Source organism: Rhodococcus sp. Leaf278 (assembly GCF_001426085.1).
In the GTDB taxonomy this organism is placed as follows: Bacteria; Actinomycetota; Actinomycetes; order Mycobacteriales; family Mycobacteriaceae; genus Rhodococcoides.
In genome coordinates this window covers 412,607-430,903 of the sequence record NZ_LMRR01000012.1, presented here as the reverse complement: position 1 = coordinate 430,903, position 18,297 = coordinate 412,607, and the positions used below count along the sequence as shown (strand labels likewise).

Genomic DNA, 18,297 nt, shown 5'->3' with positions numbered 1-18,297 from the left:
TCGACCGCGTCGACGGCGGAGGCGTCGACGGTGTGGGTGGCACCGAGGTCGAGAGCCCAGTCGAGTTTTCCTTTGTCGCGGTCGACGGCGATGATCGTCGACGCCCCGGCCAGGCGCGCTCCGGCGATCGCGGCGTCACCGACACCGCCGCAGCCGATCACCGCCACCGAATCCCCGCGGGAGACGTGGCCGGTGTTCATCGCGGCCCCGAGCCCGGCCATCACCCCGCAGCCGAGCARYCCGACGACGGCGGGATCGGCGTCGGCGGCGACCTTGGTGCAYTGGCCTTCGTGGACGAGGGTCTTCTCCGCGAACGCCCCGATCCCCAACGCCGGGGTCAGTKCGGTGCCGTCGTCGAGGGTCATCTTCTGGGCGGCGTTGTGGGTGTCGAAGCARTACCAGGGGGTGCCGCGTTTGCAGGCYCGGCATTCCCCGCACACCGCGCGCCAGTTCAGGACGACGAAGTCGCCGACCTCGACGTGCTCGACGCGATCTCCGACGGTCTCGACGATGCCGGCGGCTTCGTGTCCGAGCAGGAACGGGAACTCGTCGTTGATGCCGCCCTCGCGGTAATGCAGGTCGGTGTGGCACACCCCGCACGCCTGGATCTTCACCACGACCTCGTTCGGGCCGGGNGAACGGGAACTCGTCGTTGATGCCGCCCTCGCGGTAATGCAGGTCGGTGTGGCACACCCCGCACGCCTGGATCTTCACCACGACCTCGTTCGGGCCGGGATCGGGAATGGTGATCGTCTCGATGGAGACGGGTGCGCCCTTGCTCTTGGCGACGACGGCGCGGACCTGCTGCGGCATGTGTTCCTCCACTGAAAATCGTGTGTTGCGGGCTCGGTCCAGCCTCGCACAACGCATCAGCACGTGGCGACATCTGCATGGGTTCGGCGTACCGAACCGCGGAGTTCACAAGGTTGTGACCGAGTGGGCACGCAGTCTTTGCGTGCGCCCGGTACCTATGAGCAATGTCTGAACCCATGGAGTACGACCTGGTGGTCATCGGCTCCGGCCCCGGCGGCCAGAAGGCGGCCATCGCTGCCGCGAAGCTCGGCAAGCGAGTGGCGATCGTGGAGAAGGGACACATGCTCGGCGGAGTGTGCGTCAATACCGGGACCATCCCGTCCAAGACGTTGCGTGAGGCCGTTCTCTACCTCACCGGTATGAACCAGCGTGAGCTGTACGGGGCGAGCTATCGGGTCAAGGCAGACATCACCCCCGCCGATCTCCTCGCTCGCACCCAGCACGTCATCGGCAGGGAGATCGAGACGGTGCGCTCGCAGTTGCTGCGCAACCGCATCGAACTGATCACCGGTATCGGCAGGTTCGTCGACGCGCACACCATCGCGATCGAGGACGAGTCACGCGGCGAGCGCATCACCGTGACTGCCGCCAACGTGGTGATCGCCACCGGAACCGCGCCGGCGCGTCCCGCGGACGTCGCGTTCGACGACTACCGGGTGTTGGACTCCGACGGCATCCTGAACCTCGAGTTCATTCCCGCATCGATGGTGGTCGTCGGGGCGGGCGTCATCGGAATCGAGTACGCATCGATGTTCGCGGCCCTCGGTACCAAGGTCACGGTCGTCGAGAAGCGAGATTCCATGCTCGACTTCTGCGATCGCGAGATCATCGAGTCGCTGCAGTTCCATCTTCGCGATCTAGCCGTGACGTTCCGATTCGGTGAGGCGGTCACCGCGGTCGACGTCGGACCGAACGGAACGGTCACCACGCTCGCGAGCGGGAAGCGCATTCCGGCGGAGACGGTGATGTACTCGGCCGGCCGGCAGGGACTGACCACGGCGCTCGACCTGGAGAACGCAGGACTCGAGGCGGACGCGCGCGGCCGCATCTTCGTCGACGAGCATTTCCAGACCAAGGTCGATCACATCTACGCCGTCGGCGACGTGATCGGGTTCCCGGCGCTGGCCGCGACGTCGATGGATCAGGGCAGACTGGCGGCGTATCACGCGTTCGGTGAGTCCAGCGCGAAACTGACCGATCTCCAGCCCATCGGCATCTACTCGATACCGGAGGTGTCCTACGTCGGTGCGACGGAGGTGGATCTGACGAAGGGGTCTATCCCGTACGAGGTCGGAGTGTCGCGGTATCGCGAACTGGCGCGCGGCCAGATTGCGGGCGATTCGTACGGAATGTTGAAGTTGCTCGTCTCCACCGAAGACCGGTCCATTCTCGGAGTGCACATCTTCGGGTCCGGTGCGACGGATCTGGTGCACATCGGACAGGCAGTCATGGGATGCGGCGGTACCGTCGATTACCTCGTCGACGCCGTCTTCAACTACCCGACGCTGTCCGAGGCGTACAAGGTCGCCGCGCTGGATGTCACCAACAAGATCCGCGCGCTGGCCAACTTCGACCGCTGACGGGCTTCTCTCGAACCCCGACGACCACCGGGGAATGAACGACAGCTGTCCGGTTGTTCTTTCCATCAGAGATTCGCCACGTTCGACGTCGGCGCGTACACGGTGCATACGAAGGGTCGGCGTATTCTGACCCGAATCTCGCATCGAAGTACCGACGAGTCGATCCGAAAGGGGCCCGGCCATGACCGAACAGTCGAAGATGTACGAGCTGGAATTTCCGGCACCGCAAATCTTCTCCGACGACGGCGTCGGACCCGTCCTCGTGCACGGCTTGGAGGGATTCTCCGACGCCGGTCACGCCGTGAAGTTGGCGACGACTCACCTGCGCGAGAGCCTCGAATCCGAACTGGTGGCGTCGTTCGACGTCGACGAGTTGATCGATTACCGGTCCCGTCGGCCGACGATGACGTTCAAATCCGATCATTTCTCGGATTACGACGCACCCGAGTTGAATCTCTATGCAGTCAAGGACCGAGCCGGCACGCCCTTCCTGCTGCTGGCCGGTATGGAGCCGGATCTGCGGTGGGAGAAGTTCACCACCGCGGTCCGCCTTCTCGCCGAGCAGCTCGGTGTGCGGCGCACAATCGGTCTCGGCTCCATCCCGATGGCTATTCCGCATACGCGCCCGCTCGGGGTCACAGCGCATGCCAGCGACCGGGAGCTGGTCAAGGAAGGCAACAGCTGGGCCGGCGACCTGCAGGTGCCAGGAAGTGCGTCCTCGCTGCTCGAGCTTCGGATGGCTCAGCACGGCCACGAGTCGATGGGCTTCTCGGTGCACGTTCCGCATTACCTCGCTCAGACGGACTACCCGGGCGCAGCCGAAACTTTGCTCGAGAACGTCGGTGAAGCCGCCGAGCTCGATCTTCCGCTCGCAGCGCTCGGCGAGGCCGCGGCGCGAGTGCGCGAGCAGGTGAACGAGCACATCACCGGAAACGACGAGGTGCAATCGGTGGTGCAGGCGCTGGAGCGTCAGTACGACACGTACGTGGCCGCACAGGAGCAACAGTCGACATTGCTGGCCGGTGACGAGCCACTGCCGAGCGGGGACGAACTGGGTGCCGAATTCGAGCGTTTCCTTGCCGAGCAAGCCGGGCTCGACGAGGGCGACGACACCGACCCGAAGTGAGAAGGCACCCCTCCGACAGTGTGAGTAGTCACAGCGACGAGTCGTAGCAACGGTAGAATCGGACAGCGGGAGCGGATCGAAACATACCTGTAACCGCAAATACGCTCGATGTTCTGCCCTGAACGTCATCTCGTGCGAGAGTCGTAGCGACACGTACTCCGGTATGTACCGTCAACACACTCGTACACGGCCACGCCGTACTGCGTCGCACGTGCGGCACACCAGGGAATGTCAGGAGGCGCAGATGGCTACCAGTCCGCGCAGTCGCAAGCTCCGCCCGGTTCCCGATCAAGAACCACGGCTGATCTTCCGGACGATTCACGGATACCGTCGAGCGTTCCGCATGGCCGGTGAGGGCCCAGTGGTGTTGCTGATCCATGGGATCGGCGACAACTCCGAGACCTGGAGCGAGGTGATTCCACACCTCGCGAAGAACTACACGGTGATTGCACCGGATCTTCTCGGGCACGGACGCTCGGACAAACCCCGCGCGGATTACTCCGTCGCCGCGTATGCGAACGGTATGCGCGACCTGCTCTCGGTTCTGGGCATCGAGCACGTCACCGTCATCGGTCATTCACTCGGTGGTGGCGTTGCGATGCAGTTCGCCTATCAGTTTCCCAACATGGTCGACAGATTGGCGCTGGTGTCATCCGGTGGCGTCACCAAGGACGTGCACCCCATTCTTCGGCTCGCGTCGATGCCGTTCCTGAGCGAGGCGGTCAAACTACTTCGCCTGCCGGGCGCGATTCCCGCGGTCAAGCTGGCCGGCGGGATACTGAGCAAGCTGCACAGCTCGCCGCTGCGACCCGGTTCGCTGCTGCACGACACCCCGGACCTGATTCGGGTGTTGAGCGAGCTGCCTGCACCGACCACGTACGAGGCGTATCTGCGGACCTTGCGCGCGGTGGTGGACTGGCGCGGTCAGGTGGTCACGATGCTGGACCGCTGCTACCTGACCGAAAACCTGCCCGTCCTGCTCGTCTGGGGTGATCAGGACTCTGTCATTCCGGTCAGTCATGCGCGGCTCGCTCACTCGGCCATGCCGGGTTCGACTCTCGAGGTGTTCGAGAACTCCGGACATTTTCCGTTCCGTGACGACCCCATGCGCTTTCTACAGGTGGTGGAGGACTTCATCGACTCGACCCCGTCTCTGACCTTCGACGAGGTGCGGTGGCGGAACCTGCTCATCACCGGCGTCGGTGAGGACATGATCAGCGGAAGCGCCAGCACCCGGATGGCTGTTCTCGGTGCCATGGGATCGGACGAGCGCAGCGCGACCTGACGCGTCTCCTCGGCGGCCGATGCTCGGTGTCGATGCGGGACCGACGGCAGATCCCACATAGCCTGTAGAGGTGCTCCTCACCGAACTGATTCCCGATGTCTCCGCCGAGAATTCCGACGGCGTCGACCCGGACGTCCTGTTCGACACCTTCACCACCTGGACCGCCGATCGCGGTCTGACGCTCTATCCCGCGCAAGAAGAAGCTCTCATCGAGCTGGTCTCCGGCTCCAATGTCATCCTCGCCACCCCCACCGGGTCCGGCAAGTCGATGGTGGCCATCGGGGCCCATTACGCCGCGATGGCCGCGGGCATCCGCAGTTTCTACACCGCGCCGATCAAGGCACTCGTCAGTGAGAAGTTCTTCGCACTCTGCGAGATCTTCGGTGCTCAGAACGTCGGCATGATGACCGGCGACGCATCCGTCAACTCCGGAGCCCCGATCATCTGCGCCACCGCCGAGATCGTGGCGAATCTCGCCCTGCGCCAGGGTGCCGGTTCGGACATCGGCCAGGTGATCATGGACGAATTCCACTACTACTCGGAGCCTGATCGCGGGTGGGCCTGGCAGGTTCCGCTGATCGAGCTGCCGCACGCTCAGTTCCTGCTGATGTCGGCGACGCTGGGCGACGTGTCGTTCTTTCGAGACGATCTGACCAGGCGCACCGGCCGAACCACAACGGTCGTCTCCGGCACCGAGCGTCCGGTTCCGTTGATGTTCTCCTACGTGACGACACCGATCAGCGAGACCATCGAAGAACTCGTGCAGACGCACCTCGCGCCGGTGTACGTGGTGCATTTCACGCAGGCCTCGGCTCTCGAACGCGCTCAGGCGTTGACGAGCGTCAACGTCGCGTCCAAACAGGAGAAAGCCGAGATCGCCGAGGCCATCGGAAACTTTCGGTTCACCACCGGATTCGGCAAGACTCTGTCGAGGCTGGTTCGACACGGCATCGGCGTGCACCACGCAGGCATGCTGCCCAAGTATCGGCGCTTGGTCGAGAAGCTCGCGCAGGACGGCCTGCTCAAGGTGATCTGTGGTACCGACACCCTGGGCGTGGGTATCAACGTTCCCATCAGGACCGTGCTGTTCACCGGACTCACGAAATACGACGGCATCAGGACCCGCAAGCTCCGGGCCCGCGAGTTCCATCAGATCGCCGGACGCGCGGGCCGGGCGGGATACGACACGCTCGGCACGGTCGTCGTCGAGGCCCCGGAGCACGATATCGAGAATGCACGGCTGGTGGCCAAGGCCGGCGACGATCCCAAGAAGCTCAAGCGAGTGCAGCGCAAGAAGGCACCCGACGGTTTCGTCTCGTGGGGTGAGCCGACATTCGAGCGGATCATCGCAGCGAGCCCCGAGCCGCTCACCTCTCGATTCTCGGTCAGCAACGCCATGCTGCTCAATGTCATTGCGCGGCCTGGCAATTGCTTCTACGCAATGCGCCACCTGCTCGAAGACAACCACGAAACTCGGGCCGCTCAACGCAAACACATCCTGCGTGCGCTCTCGCTGTACCGCGGATTGGTCGACGCGGGCATCGTCGAGCAGCTCGAGGAACCGGACGCCGACGGCCGACACGCTCGACTGACCGTGGACCTACAGCCGGATTTCGCGCTCAACCAGCCGCTGTCCACCTTCGCGGTCGCATCCTTCGAGCTGCTCGATGTCGAATCCCCCTCCCACGCACTCGACGTGGTGTCGATCATCGAATCGACGCTCGACGATCCTCGCCAGATCCTGATGGCTCAGCAGCATGCCGCGCGCGGTGAGGCAGTCTCACAGATGAAGGCAGACGGCATCGAGTACGACGAGAGAATGGAGTTGCTCGAGGAGGTCACCTGGCCGAAACCTCTTGCAGAACTCCTGGTTCCGGCGTTCGAGATTTACCGCGGCACCCACCCCTGGCTCTCCGAGATCGGACTGTCGCCCAAATCCGTCGTACGCGACATGGTCGAGCGAGCGATGACCTTCGCCGAGCTGATCAGTCACTACGGTTTGATGCGATCGGAGGGACTGGTGCTGCGCTATCTCGCCGACGCGTATCGCACACTGCGCCAGACGGTTCCGCCGGAATCTCGAACCGAAGAGGTTCAGGACATCACCGAATGGCTGGGCGAACTCGTCCGACAGGTGGATTCGAGCCTGCTCGACGAGTGGGAGAACCTGACCGACCCCGGTGCCGAGCCCGAGGCCCTCGTCGAGGCCTACGGATCCGACGCGCCGCGTCCGATCTCGGCCAATCCCAGAGCATTTCGGGTGTTGGCCCGTAACGCGATCTTCCGCCGGGTGGATCTGGCGGCGCGGCGCCAGTGGAATGCGCTCGACGAACTGGACGACGGTCCGGATTGGGAGACCGAGCTGGATCCGTTCTTCGCCGAGTACGGCGAGATCGGAACCGGCCCCTCGGCCCGTGGTCCTGCGCTGTTCACCCTGAATGTCGGTGCGGAATCCACCACGGTGCGTCAGGTACTCGAGGATCCGGACGGGGACCACGGTTGGTCGCTGGACGGTGTCGTCGACGTCCCGGAATCCGATGCGGCAGGCGAGATCGTATTCGACGAGATCGTGATCACTGCAGGCTGATACCGTCCGAGCATGGCTATCGAGGTGTCCGTCGTCCGTGTGTTCACCGATGCCGACGGCAGGTTCGGCAACCCCCTCGGGATCGTGTCCGCCGACGCCGTCGCTGAGAACGATCGGCAGCAGTTCGCTGCCGATCTCGGCTTCAGCGAGACGGTGTTCGTGGATCGCACCGAGCCGGGTACGGCCTCGGCGACCATCTACACCCCCGCGGTGGAGCTCCCCTTCGCAGGTCACCCCACCGTCGGACTCTCGTGGTGGCTTCGCGAGATGGGACACCCGGTCGATGTGCTCGCCGTCCCTGCCGCACCGTTGAGAATCCGCTACGACGGCGACGACACCTGGGTTCGCGCCCGCGCCGACTGGGCTCCGGAGTTCACCTTCCATCAGGTTCGCGACGCAGCCGAGGTAACCTCGGCCGATCCCAGCGCCTACGACAGTGGGCACCACTACGTCTGGGCGTGGACCGACGAGGAGAACGGGGCGCTGCGATCACGCATGTTCGCCCCCATGATGGGCATCGCCGAGGACGAGGCAACCGGTGCCGCCGCCGTCCGGCTCACCGGGGAACTCGGCCGCGGCCTGCACATCGTGCAAGGCGCAGGCTCGCAGCTACGCACGACCTTCGACGAAAACGGCTGGGTCGAACTGGGCGGACAAACCGTGACCGACGCGCCGATCACGGTGTGAGCGGCACGTCCACCTCGATTTCCTCGCCCAGACGGACGCCCGCAGCCAGAGGGAGTCGGTCACCGCTCCAGAACTTTCCCGGGTCGAACCAATTGGCCTTCTTGTTGCCGGTGAGCAATCCCATCGAGTCGTAGGTCATGGCGACCACCTCTGCGCAGTAGGCGGTTTCGAGGGTGGCTCCATCCTGCTCGCGTTGTCGCCGCAGCGTCGGCACCCGCCCCCGGAACCACCGACCGGCGAGCGCGGCGGTGGTGGGAAACGCTGTTCCGTCCATGCGAGCTATCGTGCGCAGCAGGGCATCTTCCTGCTCTTTCGTTACTGGTTCGTCCAATTGCCGCAGCCAGCAACGCTGTTGGTACTTCGTGGCCCACTGGGTGACGGCCGCGCGCAGATCGTGGAGCTGCACGCCGCGCTGGAAATTGCCGGTCCACATGTCCTGCAACGACCTTCCCAGTTCTGCGTGCCACATCAGCGGCGGCAGGTCGTCGATCACGACGGCCATTCCGACATGATTGACCGGACTGTTGGTCAACGCCTGAATTGCCCGGTCGGCCGTCGACTCTCCACGGAAGATCCAGATGTCGCCCGTCCTGGTGGCATCGACGGCGGTATCGAGGCTGATTCGAGACGGGTTCATGACTCTCACCCTAGGTCTTGGCGCACCGGAGACCGCACGTCATGACGGTACGGTTGCCGAATGAACGTGTGGAAAGCTCTCGGCCTCGCCGGGATGGCCGGCGTCGCAGCTACGGGGGCGCTGGTGGTGCGGTCCGAGCGTAAGCGGCGTGCCTATGCCCCCGACGAAGTACGCGATCAGCTACACCAGCGGTTCGCGGCACTGTCGAGCGAACCGGAGCCAGCAGCTGCTCCCCCGCCCTCGCGGGGTCGGCAGCTGCGCGACAGGCTCCGGTTCAGCCGAGCGCGCTGAGGATTCGCGCGGCCATCTCTTCGATCTCGGCGTCCGTCATGACGAACGCGGGCGATATCTGCATCGCGCCCTGACCGGCCGCACGGCCCGAAACCCCATGCGCACGAAGAGTCTTGACGAACGGCAGCGCCTCGCCCGGGTCGGCGAGTTGCACTGCGGCAACTGCGCCGATACCGCTGCGGATCTCCGAGACCCGTTCGTGTTCGGCCAGCGGCGCGAGGTGCGTGTGCAGTGCGGCTTCGATGCGCTTGGAGTGCGTCAGCAATTCTTCGCGCTCGATGATGTCGAGGTTGGCCATCGCTGCGGCAGCCGCGCCTGCGTGGCCGCCGTAGGTGTAGCCGTGACGCCACCAGACTCCGCCTGCGAAGAACGGTTCGGCAATCTTCGGAGCAATGAACACCGCACCCATGGGCACGTATCCCGACGTCAGCCCCTTGGCGGTCGTCATCAGATCGGGTTCGAGCTCGAAACGCGTCGACGCGAACCAGCTACCGCCGATGCGTCCGAACCCGGTGACCACTTCGTCGGCCACGAACAGGACGTCGTTGTCGCGGCAGATCTGCCGAACCTCGCGCAGGTAGCCCTCCGGCGGCAGGTAGATTCCGCCTGCTCCGATCACCGGCTCGCAGAAGAACGCAGCCACGTTCTCGGCACCGACCTCCTCGATCAGCGCGAGCAGCGACTTCGCGTCGTCCCACGAGACCGTCCTGGCGTCGGCCATGAGCTCGCCGTAGTTCTCCTTGTTGACCGGGATGCCGGCCAGCGAGGTGCCCGCAACGTGCATGCCGTGGTACGCCTTCTGCCGACCGACGATCAGCTTCTTGGACGGCTGTCCCATTTCCACCCAGTAGCGGCGTGCAAGCTTCGCAGCGGTGTCGATCGAGTCCGATCCACCCGAGGTGAAGAAGATCTTGCTGCCGGGAACCGGCGCTATGGCAGCGAGGCGATCGGCCAGAGCCAGCGTGGTCTCGGGAACGAAGTCGCCGAAGTTCGAATAGTGGGCAATCGAGCTCAGCTGTGTGGCGACAGCGTCGGCGATCTCGCGTCGGCCGTGGCCGACGTTGGTGAACCACAGACCGGCAGTCGCGTCGAGATACTTCGTTCCCTTGTTGTCGAAGATGTACGCACCCTCGCCTCGCGACACGACGAACGGCCCGTTGGCGGTGACGTTGCCCATGTCGGCGAAGCCGTGCCACAGCGCAGAGGAGTGTGTGGTGGCGGTTGGATCCAGGTCGGAAGACATGCGCTACACAGTAGTGGAGTCCGCTTCGATCGAGTCCGATCCGTACCTCCACCGTCCTGCGAGCCGCCCGACGGCATTCACCGCCAGGGCCATCAACGCAAAGGCGACGGTGAGAACGACCAGCCCGACGGCCAGCGCGAGGTATCCCTGACTGCGCGGATCGAGGAACGGATAGGGGTACCAGTCGACGACGGGTCCACGGACCAAGGTGTAGACCCCGTAGATCAGCGGGAACAGCAACCACGTCAGACTGCGCGACTCGGAGATCTGCCGCCGCGGTGGAGCGAGTATCCAGTCGAGCAGAAGGATCACGGGCATGATGCGATGCACCACGTTGTTGGTCCACGGATCCGCGACGCCGACATCGATGTTCGCGAGAAGGACTGCGTAGATGATGCCGGTGATCACCATGTACAGCGTCACTGCTCCGCGACAGAGCTGCCAACCCGAAGACCGCGGATCGATCACGCCGCCCACGACGAGTACGAGCACCGTCAGGACGTTGCTGATCACGGTGAAGTAGCTGAAGTAGTTGACCAACGAGAACGTCGGAGAGCCGAGCCCGTTCACGATGATCGAGACGAGCGCCGCGGCGGTGAGGGCCGCGAACAACACCCGCAGCGTCCTGATCGGTACCGGCGTGCGTGGTTCCGCGGTCACATCGTGCGAGATGCTCATGCGGCGATCCTGGCACAGTCGCGGCCGGCATTCACGAAGGTTGCGTCGATACGGATATCCTGGTGTGAGTATGTCTACCTCGAATCCGTCCGGTCAGCGAAAATCTCTCGCCCTACGTCTGGCAGACGTCACCATCCGCGACGAGAACCGGTTGCGGCGGCGACTGGACAAGGCCCGCACCGACGACGCGTTCGCCGCGCTCGAGCGCGATGTCGCTCGCGCCGAAGCGGTGGTCGCCCATCGTAGAGCCGCGGTCCCCACGCTCGATTTCCCCGAGTCTCTTCCGGTCAGTCTCCGCAAGGACGACATCTCTGCCGCCATCGCCGAGCATCAGGTCGTGATCGTCGCGGGTGAAACCGGCTCGGGTAAGACGACTCAGATTCCGAAGATCTGTCTTGCACTCGGTCGCGGAATTCGTGGGTCGATCGGTCACACTCAACCGCGCCGGCTCGCCGCTCGCACGGTGGCCGAGCGCATCGCCGAGGAAGTCGGTGAACCATTGGGCGAATCCATCGGCTACAAGGTGAGATTCACCGATCAGTCGTCGGATTCGACCCTCGTCAAGCTGATGACCGACGGCATTCTGCTGGCCGAGATCCAGCGAGACAGGCTGCTTCGCCAGTACGACACCCTCATCATCGACGAGGCCCACGAGCGCAGCCTCAATATCGACTTCATCCTGGGTTACCTCGCGCAGCTACTCCCCCGGCGACCCGATCTGAAGATCATCATCACCTCGGCGACGATCGATCCGGAACGATTTGCCCAACACTTCGCCCGCGATGGCGTGCCCGCGCCGATCATCGAGGTGTCCGGCCGCACGTTCCCGGTCGAAATGCGCTACCGGCCACTGACTGTCGACGCGGGTGACACCACGATCGACCTCGATCCTGTCGATGCCACCTGCCAGGCTGTAGACGAGCTGATGGCCGAGGGCGATGGCGACATTCTGGTGTTCCTGTCAGGTGAACGCGAGATTCGCGACACCGCCGACGCGTTGAACGACCGCAATCTGCGTAATACCGAGATCGTTCCACTGTACGCGAGACTCTCTGCGGCGGAACAGCATCGAGTGTTCTCTCCGCACTCGGGCAGGCGCGTGGTGCTCTCGACCAACGTTGCGGAGACATCGTTGACGGTCCCCGGCATCCGCTACGTGGTGGACCCGGGTACGGCCCGAATCTCGCGATACTCGTTGCGCACCAAGGTTCAACGACTACCCATCGAGCCGATCTCCCAGGCATCGGCGCGGCAGCGGGCCGGACGTTGTGGTCGCGTCGCCGACGGCATCTGCATCCGGCTGTATTCGGAGGAGGACTTCGAGTCGCGGCCGCAGTTCACCGAGCCGGAGATTCTGCGTACCAACCTGGCATCGGTGATCCTGCAGATGACCGCACTCGGGCTGGGCAAGATCGATGCCTTTCCCTTCGTCGAGCCGCCTGACCCTCGCAGCATTCGGGACGGCATCGGCCTACTCGAAGAACTGGGGGCGCTGAAGCCGGCCACCAAGGACGGCACCGCAGAACTCACCCCCATCGGCCGGGAACTCTCGGCGCTGCCGGTCGATCCACGAATGGCCCGGATGTTGGTCGAGGCCAACGGCAACGGCTCGCTGCGAGACGCGTTGGTGGTGGTGGCGGCCCTGTCGATCCAGGACGTTCGAGAGCGGCCCGCCGAGCATCAGCAGGCGGCGGACGAAAAACACGCCCGCTTCGCAGTCGAGAACTCCGACTTCCTGGCGTACGTCAAGCTGTGGACATACCTGCGCGAACAACGGAACGAACTGTCGTCCAACCAGTTCCGGCGCATGTGCCGCACCGAATTTCTGCACTACCTGCGAATTCGCGAGTGGCAGGATCTACACGGCCAGCTCCGCCAGATCACTCGCGGGCTCGGCTGGACGGTGCCGGATGCAGATTCCTCCGAGACTGCGCTCCATCAATCATTGCTGTCGGGGCTGCTCTCCCACGTCGGACTCCGGGAGGGTGACAAGCGCGAGTTCCTGGGCGCACGCGGAGCGCACTTTGCTATCTTCCCCGGATCCGGGCTGTTCAAGAAGCCCCCGCGTTGGGTCATGGCCGCCGAGCTGGTGGAGACCGGTCGCCTGTGGGGCCGGATGGCCGCTCGCATCGAACCCGAATGGGCCGAGCGGCTCGCACCGCACCTGGTCAAGCGGACTTACTCGGAACCACACTGGTCCATCAAGCGCGAATCCGCGATGGCCTACGAGCGGGTGACGCTGTACGGCATTCCTCTGGTCACGCAGCGACCGGTGAACTACCACCGCATCGACGCCGAGGCGTCCCGAGAGTTGTTCATCAGACATGCACTGGTAGAGGGTGAATGGAAGACACAGCACGCGTTCTTCCACAAGAACAGGGCTCTGCTCGACGACGTGGGTGAACTCGAGCATCGTGCTCGGCGGCGAGACATCGTCGTGGACGACGACGCACTGTTCGACTTCTACGATGCCCGTATCGCCCCGGAAGCAGTGTCCGCGAGACACTTCGACACGTGGTGGAAGAAGGCCCGTCGACAGGACTCGTCCCTGCTGGATTTCACAACGGACACAGTCGTCAACTCCGACGCGGCCTCGGTGCTCACCGGTGCGTATCCCGATGCGTGGCGACAGGGTGAGATCCAGTTTCCGCTGACCTACCAGTTCGAGCCGGGTACGGCCGCCGACGGAGTCACCGCACGAATTCCCATCGCTCTTCTCGCACAGGTACAACCGGTCGGATTCGACTGGCTGGTTCCGGGAATGCGCGCGGAGTTGGTGACGGCCCTGATCAAATCGCTGCCGAAAGCGTTACGCCGCAACGTTGTTCCCGCCCCCGATTTCGCCGCCGCGGCCTTGGCGGTCATGAAGCCTCGCGCGGAGACGCTGGTGACGGCACTGGCACGCGAGCTGTCGCGGGCTGCCCAGTGCCACATCACCGCGAAGGACTTCGACGCCGCGGGTCTGCCCGACCACCTGAAGATGACGTTCGCAGCCGTCGACCCGGCCGGAAAGGTGTTGGGTAGCAACAAGGATTTGACGGTTCTGCGCACCAGCCTGTCCGGCGAAGTCGGTCGTCAGGTCGCGAGTGCGGTCGGCGACGCCGAGCGCGCACCTACTCTCGCGTGGACCTCGGGCACTCTGGGCCGACTCGAGTCGACCGTCACCCGTGATGTGGGCGGACAGAAGGTCACCGGCTACCCGGCGTTGGTGCCGGAAGGACCCGGCGTTGCGGTTCGAGTCCTGAGCACGCCCGCCCAGCAGCGAGCAGCCATGCGCTCCGGAACTCGGGCCCTACTGTTGTCGACGGCACCGAAAGGAACCAAAGCTCTGCTGGCCGGCCTGCCGACCGCGGAACGTCTTGCGCTCGGCCAGAATCCGTACGGCGGAGTCGATGCGCTCCTCGAGGAGTGTCGAGTCCTTGCGGTCGAGGAAGCAATGGACGCACACGGTGGACCGGTCCGAGATCCGGAGGCTTTCGAGAAACTTCGCGCTTCGGTCAACGCCGAGGTTCCTCAGCGCACCGCCGCGGTGCTGGCCCTCGTACGTCCTGTGCTGACGGCAGCTCTCGCGCTGTCGGCGCAGCTACAGGTGTCCTCGGGTGAGCCCGCCGACGATGTTCGGGAACAGCTCGACGGCTTGATCTTTCGCGGGTTCGTCACCGAATTCGGTTCACGCAGGCTGGCGGACCTGCCGCGATACCTCGCTGCGGCGACCAAGAGGTTGGCCACTCTTCCGAGCAGCGCAGGCCGTGATGCGGCCGCGATGGACGTACTCGACCGCGTCTACGCCTCGTATGGGCGGCTGCTGGATTCGCTTCCGGAGGGCCGAAAGAACAGCGCCGGCGTGCAGGAGCTGTTCTGGATGATCGAAGAATTGCGGGTAGGGCTGTTCGCGCAAGGAATTCGGACTGCGTATCCGGTCTCGGAGAAACGCATCGAGAAGGCAATCGCGGATCAGGCCCGCTGAAGGTCGAACCGTCAGTCGATGTCCGCAGATTCGCGGTGCTTGCGCAGTTCGTGGATTTCTTTCTCGAAATCCTCGGCCGAGCTGAACGAGCGATACACGGACGCAAATCGCAGATACGCGACCTCGTCGAGGTCGCGTAGCGGACCGAGAATGGCCAACCCCACCTCGTTACTGGGAATTTCGGCGGAGCCGGCGGCACGAATGGCGTCTTCCACCTGCTGAGCCAAGAGATTCAACGCGTCGTTGTCGACATCTCTGCCCTGGCAGGCCCTGCGCACTCCTTTGACGACTTTTTCACGGCTGAACGGTTCGGTCACTCCGCTCCGCTTCACGACTGCGAGCACGGCGGCCTCGACGGTGGTGAATCGCCGACCGCATTCCGGGCAGGAGCGACGACGCCGAATTGCCTGCCCCTCGTCCATCTCACGCGAATCGACCACGCGTGAGTCGGGATGCCTGCAGAACGGGCAATGCATGAAGGAGCCTCCGTCGTAGCCGATGCGCCGACATCGAACATGCGTGTCGGGGCAGTCAGTCGAGGATACTCAGTCATCGGCGTGTGCGATGGGGCCGGTGGTCATCTGCCGGGCGCGTACTCGACCACGGCACCGTCGTGAACCTCGACCACGCCTGCGGGCTGCACCCCAGCGCCGGGCGCATCGGCTCGTAGGTTCGCGATGCCGATCAGGCCACCGGCAACGACGACGGCTGCGAGCACCCACAGCACCAGCGATCGCAGCCGGACCGGCTGACCGGCGAAGTGCGCCGAGGTCTCGTCGAATTCGCGATCGGCTGCCTCGCGGTCGGTGACATCGGTCCAGGACGGCTCCAGAACCGGCAGGCACGGAGTCGTGTACGCACCGCGCATCGCGATGGAGCTCCGCAACGCAGGACGAGCACGGCGACGACGTTCGACGACAGTGGACCGGCTACGGACACCTGCGGTGGTGGGGCGATCGGTGATGATGGTCATCGGAACCTCGTCTTCGCTCGTTGGATCGATTGTTCGATCAGGCGTTCGATGGACGCTTGTTCGAAGTTCTATCACGAGCCTCCGACAAAGTCTGCAGAAAACGCGACACGAGTCGAACAGATGTTTGATTCAACAGCTGATACACGCTAGATTCGTGTCAGAAACCACACGCCACACGAGTCGACACCATCAACTCCAGTCCGCGCAGACCGAACCACGCAGACCGGATCCAGGACATCAGCAGGAGGCCGACAGCATGAAGGACCAGACCTCGACGAGGTCGACCATGGGTTCCAAGACGACGGGTTCCAAGACGACCGGTTCCAAGGCGACCACGTCCGTGCCTACGAAGGCCGCCGCAGGGAAGCCTGCCGCGGAACCGACGCCCAAGGCCATGGAAGTCGGCACCGACATCAGCGCCGGCCTGACGGAGCGACAGCGAAAGGTGCTCGAGGTCATCCGAGCTTCGGTGACCGAGCGCGGCTACCCGCCCAGCATTCGTGAGATCGGTGATGCCGTCGGCCTGACGTCGACGTCGTCCGTTGCCCATCAGTTGCGCACTCTGGAGCGAAAAGGATTCCTGCGGCGCGACGCCAACCGCCCTCGCGCGGTCGACGTCCGCGGACTCGACGAGGTACAGGCCGATCAGGCTGCTGCCGCGGTCGACGGATCGTCCGAGGAACAGGATCGCTTGCCGACGCCGACGTTCGTGCCGGTTCTGGGACGAATTGCCGCCGGTGGACCGATCCTGGCCGAGGAAGCCGTCGAGGACGTGTTTCCGCTCCCCCGCGAGCTGGTCGGTCAGGGTTCGCTGTTCCTGCTCAAGGTCGTCGGCGAGTCGATGATCGATGCAGCCATCTGTGACGGCGACTGGGTGGTGGTTCGTCAGCAATCCGTGGCAGACAACGGAGACATCGTGGCGGCGATGATCGACGGTGAAGCGACCGTCAAGACGTTCAAGCGGTCGAAGGGCGAGGTGTGGCTGCTGCCGCACAACCCGCTGTTCGAGCCGATTCCGGGAAACAACGCTGCCATCCTCGGCAAGGTCGTCACCGTGATGCGCAAGCTGTAGAGAACAGCACCGAAACGCGAAGGGCCGCAGCACAGTGTGCTGCGGCCCTCGTCGTTTTTCGGATCAGCGGATCATAGATTCAATCCGCGGCCGATGATCTCTTTCATGATTTCGGTCGTGCCACCGTAGATGGTCTGCACCCGAGAATCCATGTAGGCCTTGGCGATCGGATATTCCTTCATGTAGCCGTAGCCGCCGTGCAACTGCAGGCACCGGTCGATCAGCTTGACCTGGTTCTCGGTGGTCCACCATTTCGCCATGGCGGCTTCCTGCACGGTCAACTTGCCATCGTTGAGCAGTTCGATGAACTTGTCGACCATGATGCGGGTGGCGGTGGTTTCGGTGGCCAACTCCGCCAACACGAAGCGGGTGTTCTGGAACTTGCCGATCGACTTACCGAAGGCCTTGCGATCTCGGCAGTACTGGATGGTCATGTCCAGGGCCGATTCCATGGCCGCGGCGGCGACAACAGCGATCGAGAGCCGTTCCTGCGGAAGATTCTGCATGAGGTAGATGAAGCCCATGCCTTCTTCACCGAGCAGATTGGCTGCGGGCACGCGAACGTCCGTGAAGCTGAGTTCGGCGGTGTCCTGGGCCTTCATACCGATCTTGTCGAGATTGCGGCCGCGCTCGAAACCTGGCATGTCGCGCTCCACGACCAGCAGGCTGAAGCCCTGGGCACCCTTCTCGGGGTCGGTGCACGCCACGACGATGATCAGATCGGCGTTGATTCCGTTGGTAATGAACGTCTTCGATCCGTTCAGTACCCAGTCGTCGCCGTCGCGAACGGCCTTGGTCTTGATGCCTTGCAGGTCGCTTCCGGTGCCCGGCTCGGTCATGGCGATCGCGGTGATCAGCTCACCCGAGCAGAATCCGGGGAGCCAGCGCTGCTTCTGTTCGTCGTTCGCCAACTCGATGAAGTACGGCGCGACGACGTCGTTGTGCAGGGTGAAGCCGATGCCGCTGTAGCCGCCGCGGGTGGTTTCCTCGGTGACGATTGCGTTGTAGCGGAAGTCCTTGACGCCACCGCCACCGAACTCCTCCGGTGCGGCCGTTCCGAGGAAGCCCTGCTTGCCGGCCTCGACCCAGACGCCGCGGTCGACGATGTTCTGCTCTTCCCACTTCGCGTGATTGGGGGCTACGTGCTGTTCGAGAAACTTCCGGTACGACTCCCGGAACAGTTCGTGCTCGGGCTCGAAAAGTGTGCGTTCCACGCAGATCTCCTTGTTCGGTGCGCACCGTCGTCGACCGCGAGAAAGGGGTGTCACAGCGCGGTCGTCGGTGCGACTGACGTCACCGTTCAAGACTACTTTCGCGGTGCACCGGGGGTCGATGACCAAAACGTGCGCGATCCGTGA

The 18,297-nt window shown here is 64.0% G+C and carries 15 protein-coding genes and 1 pseudogene; 8 read left to right on the top strand and 8 right to left on the bottom strand.

Annotated elements, in window-relative coordinates:
• A pseudogene (locus ASG84_RS27450) lies at positions 1-635 on the bottom strand (alcohol dehydrogenase catalytic domain-containing protein); the annotation flags it as partial.
• Between the two features lies 1 nt (position 636).
• The coding region (locus ASG84_RS28765; RefSeq protein ID WP_442970953.1) for a hypothetical protein at positions 637-693 on the bottom strand (57 nt) is incomplete at its 3' end.
• 284 nt (positions 694-977) lie between these two features.
• Here ASG84_RS28765 and sthA point away from each other — a divergent pair.
• The 5 genes from sthA to ASG84_RS14725 all read left to right on the top strand — a co-directional run bounded on the left by sthA (position 978) and on the right by ASG84_RS14725 (position 8,078).
• Positions 978-2,393 carry a Si-specific NAD(P)(+) transhydrogenase gene (sthA, locus tag ASG84_RS14745; protein ID WP_057477731.1) on the top strand — a complete coding sequence of 472 codons (1,416 nt, stop codon included), beginning with the start codon at positions 978-980 and terminating at the stop codon, positions 2,391-2,393.
• Between the two features lie 181 nt (positions 2,394-2,574).
• Positions 2,575-3,519 (top strand): proteasome assembly chaperone family protein, encoded by a 945-nt coding sequence (locus ASG84_RS14740; RefSeq protein WP_057477730.1) that lies wholly within the window; start codon positions 2,575-2,577, stop codon positions 3,517-3,519.
• 244 nt (positions 3,520-3,763) lie between these two features.
• Positions 3,764-4,804 carry an alpha/beta fold hydrolase gene (locus tag ASG84_RS14735; RefSeq protein ID WP_057477729.1) on the top strand — a complete coding sequence of 347 codons (1,041 nt, stop codon included), beginning with the start codon at positions 3,764-3,766 and terminating at the stop codon, positions 4,802-4,804.
• A 70-nt stretch (positions 4,805-4,874) separates the two neighbouring features.
• On the top strand, positions 4,875-7,391 hold the full coding sequence (locus tag ASG84_RS14730) for a DEAD/DEAH box helicase (RefSeq protein ID WP_057477728.1): 2,517 nt from the start codon (positions 4,875-4,877) through the stop codon (positions 7,389-7,391).
• Between the two features lie 12 nt (positions 7,392-7,403).
• Positions 7,404-8,078, top strand: coding sequence for a PhzF family phenazine biosynthesis protein (locus tag ASG84_RS14725; RefSeq protein WP_057477727.1), 675 nt, complete (start codon positions 7,404-7,406; stop codon positions 8,076-8,078).
• On the opposite strand, the gene ASG84_RS14720 is transcribed toward ASG84_RS14725, so the two are convergent.
• Positions 8,068-8,715 (bottom strand): hypothetical protein, encoded by a 648-nt coding sequence (locus ASG84_RS14720; RefSeq protein ID WP_057477726.1) that lies wholly within the window; start codon positions 8,713-8,715, stop codon positions 8,068-8,070. The two genes, ASG84_RS14725 and ASG84_RS14720, sit on opposite strands and share 11 nt — an antisense overlap.
• A gap of 60 nt (positions 8,716-8,775) precedes the next feature.
• Here ASG84_RS14720 and ASG84_RS14715 point away from each other — a divergent pair, with 60 nt between their 5' ends.
• Entirely contained in the window at positions 8,776-9,006 is a 231-nt protein-coding gene (locus tag ASG84_RS14715) for a hypothetical protein (RefSeq protein WP_057477725.1), read from the top strand.
• Here ASG84_RS14715 and ASG84_RS14710 read toward each other — a convergent pair.
• Positions 8,990-10,249 (bottom strand): aminotransferase family protein, encoded by a 1,260-nt coding sequence (locus ASG84_RS14710; protein WP_057477724.1) that lies wholly within the window; start codon positions 10,247-10,249, stop codon positions 8,990-8,992. The two genes, ASG84_RS14715 and ASG84_RS14710, sit on opposite strands and share 17 nt — an antisense overlap.
• A gap of 3 nt (positions 10,250-10,252) precedes the next feature.
• Positions 10,253-10,927, bottom strand: coding sequence for a Pr6Pr family membrane protein (locus ASG84_RS14705; protein WP_057477723.1), 675 nt, complete (start codon positions 10,925-10,927; stop codon positions 10,253-10,255).
• Positions 10,928-10,997: 70 nt separating this feature from the next.
• Here ASG84_RS14705 and hrpA point away from each other — a divergent pair, with 70 nt between their 5' ends.
• Positions 10,998-14,894 carry an ATP-dependent RNA helicase HrpA gene (gene hrpA, locus ASG84_RS14700; protein WP_057477722.1) on the top strand — a complete coding sequence of 1,299 codons (3,897 nt, stop codon included), beginning with the start codon at positions 10,998-11,000 and terminating at the stop codon, positions 14,892-14,894.
• Positions 14,895-14,905: 11 nt separating this feature from the next.
• On the opposite strand, the gene nrdR is transcribed toward hrpA, so the two are convergent.
• Both nrdR and ASG84_RS14690 read right to left on the bottom strand, forming a co-directional pair.
• Entirely contained in the window at positions 14,906-15,370 is a 465-nt protein-coding gene (gene nrdR / locus ASG84_RS14695; protein WP_008716872.1) for a transcriptional regulator NrdR, read from the bottom strand.
• A 101-nt stretch (positions 15,371-15,471) separates the two neighbouring features.
• Positions 15,472-15,867, bottom strand: coding sequence for a hypothetical protein (locus tag ASG84_RS14690; protein WP_057477721.1), 396 nt, complete (start codon positions 15,865-15,867; stop codon positions 15,472-15,474).
• 394 nt (positions 15,868-16,261) lie between these two features.
• On the opposite strand from ASG84_RS14690, the gene lexA reads away from it, so the two are divergent.
• Positions 16,262-16,939, top strand: a complete 678-nt coding sequence (gene lexA / locus ASG84_RS14685) for a transcriptional repressor LexA (RefSeq protein ID WP_032377716.1) — start codon at positions 16,262-16,264, stop codon at positions 16,937-16,939.
• Between the two features lie 71 nt (positions 16,940-17,010).
• Here the strand turns inward: lexA and ASG84_RS14680 are convergent, their stop codons facing one another.
• A complete protein-coding gene (locus tag ASG84_RS14680; RefSeq protein ID WP_057477810.1) occupies positions 17,011-18,153 on the bottom strand; it encodes an acyl-CoA dehydrogenase family protein in 1,143 nt (380 codons plus the stop codon).
• Between the last annotated feature and the right edge of the window lie 144 nt (positions 18,154-18,297).

What these genes read in the sequence shown, in the direction of transcription:
- sthA (WP_057477731.1), top strand. Translation starts at nt 978, where the DNA reads ATGTCTGAACCCATGGAGTACGACCTGGTGGTCATCGGCTCCGGCCCC.
- ASG84_RS14740 (WP_057477730.1), top strand. Translation starts at nt 2,575, where the DNA reads ATGACCGAACAGTCGAAGATGTACGAGCTGGAATTTCCGGCACCGCAA.
- ASG84_RS14735 (WP_057477729.1), top strand. Translation starts at nt 3,764, where the DNA reads ATGGCTACCAGTCCGCGCAGTCGCAAGCTCCGCCCGGTTCCCGATCAA.
- ASG84_RS14725 (WP_057477727.1), top strand. Translation starts at nt 7,404, where the DNA reads ATGGCTATCGAGGTGTCCGTCGTCCGTGTGTTCACCGATGCCGACGGC.
- ASG84_RS14720 (WP_057477726.1), bottom strand. Translation starts at nt 8,715, where the DNA reads ATGAACCCGTCTCGAATCAGCCTCGATACCGCCGTCGATGCCACCAGG.
- ASG84_RS14715 (WP_057477725.1), top strand. Translation starts at nt 8,776, where the DNA reads ATGAACGTGTGGAAAGCTCTCGGCCTCGCCGGGATGGCCGGCGTCGCA.
- ASG84_RS14710 (WP_057477724.1), bottom strand. Translation starts at nt 10,249, where the DNA reads ATGTCTTCCGACCTGGATCCAACCGCCACCACACACTCCTCTGCGCTG.
- ASG84_RS14705 (WP_057477723.1), bottom strand. Translation starts at nt 10,927, where the DNA reads ATGAGCATCTCGCACGATGTGACCGCGGAACCACGCACGCCGGTACCG.
- hrpA (WP_057477722.1), top strand. Translation starts at nt 10,998, where the DNA reads ATGTCTACCTCGAATCCGTCCGGTCAGCGAAAATCTCTCGCCCTACGT.
- nrdR (WP_008716872.1), bottom strand. Translation starts at nt 15,370, where the DNA reads ATGCATTGCCCGTTCTGCAGGCATCCCGACTCACGCGTGGTCGATTCG.
- ASG84_RS14690 (WP_057477721.1), bottom strand. Translation starts at nt 15,867, where the DNA reads ATGACCATCATCACCGATCGCCCCACCACCGCAGGTGTCCGTAGCCGG.
- lexA (WP_032377716.1), top strand. Translation starts at nt 16,262, where the DNA reads ATGGAAGTCGGCACCGACATCAGCGCCGGCCTGACGGAGCGACAGCGA.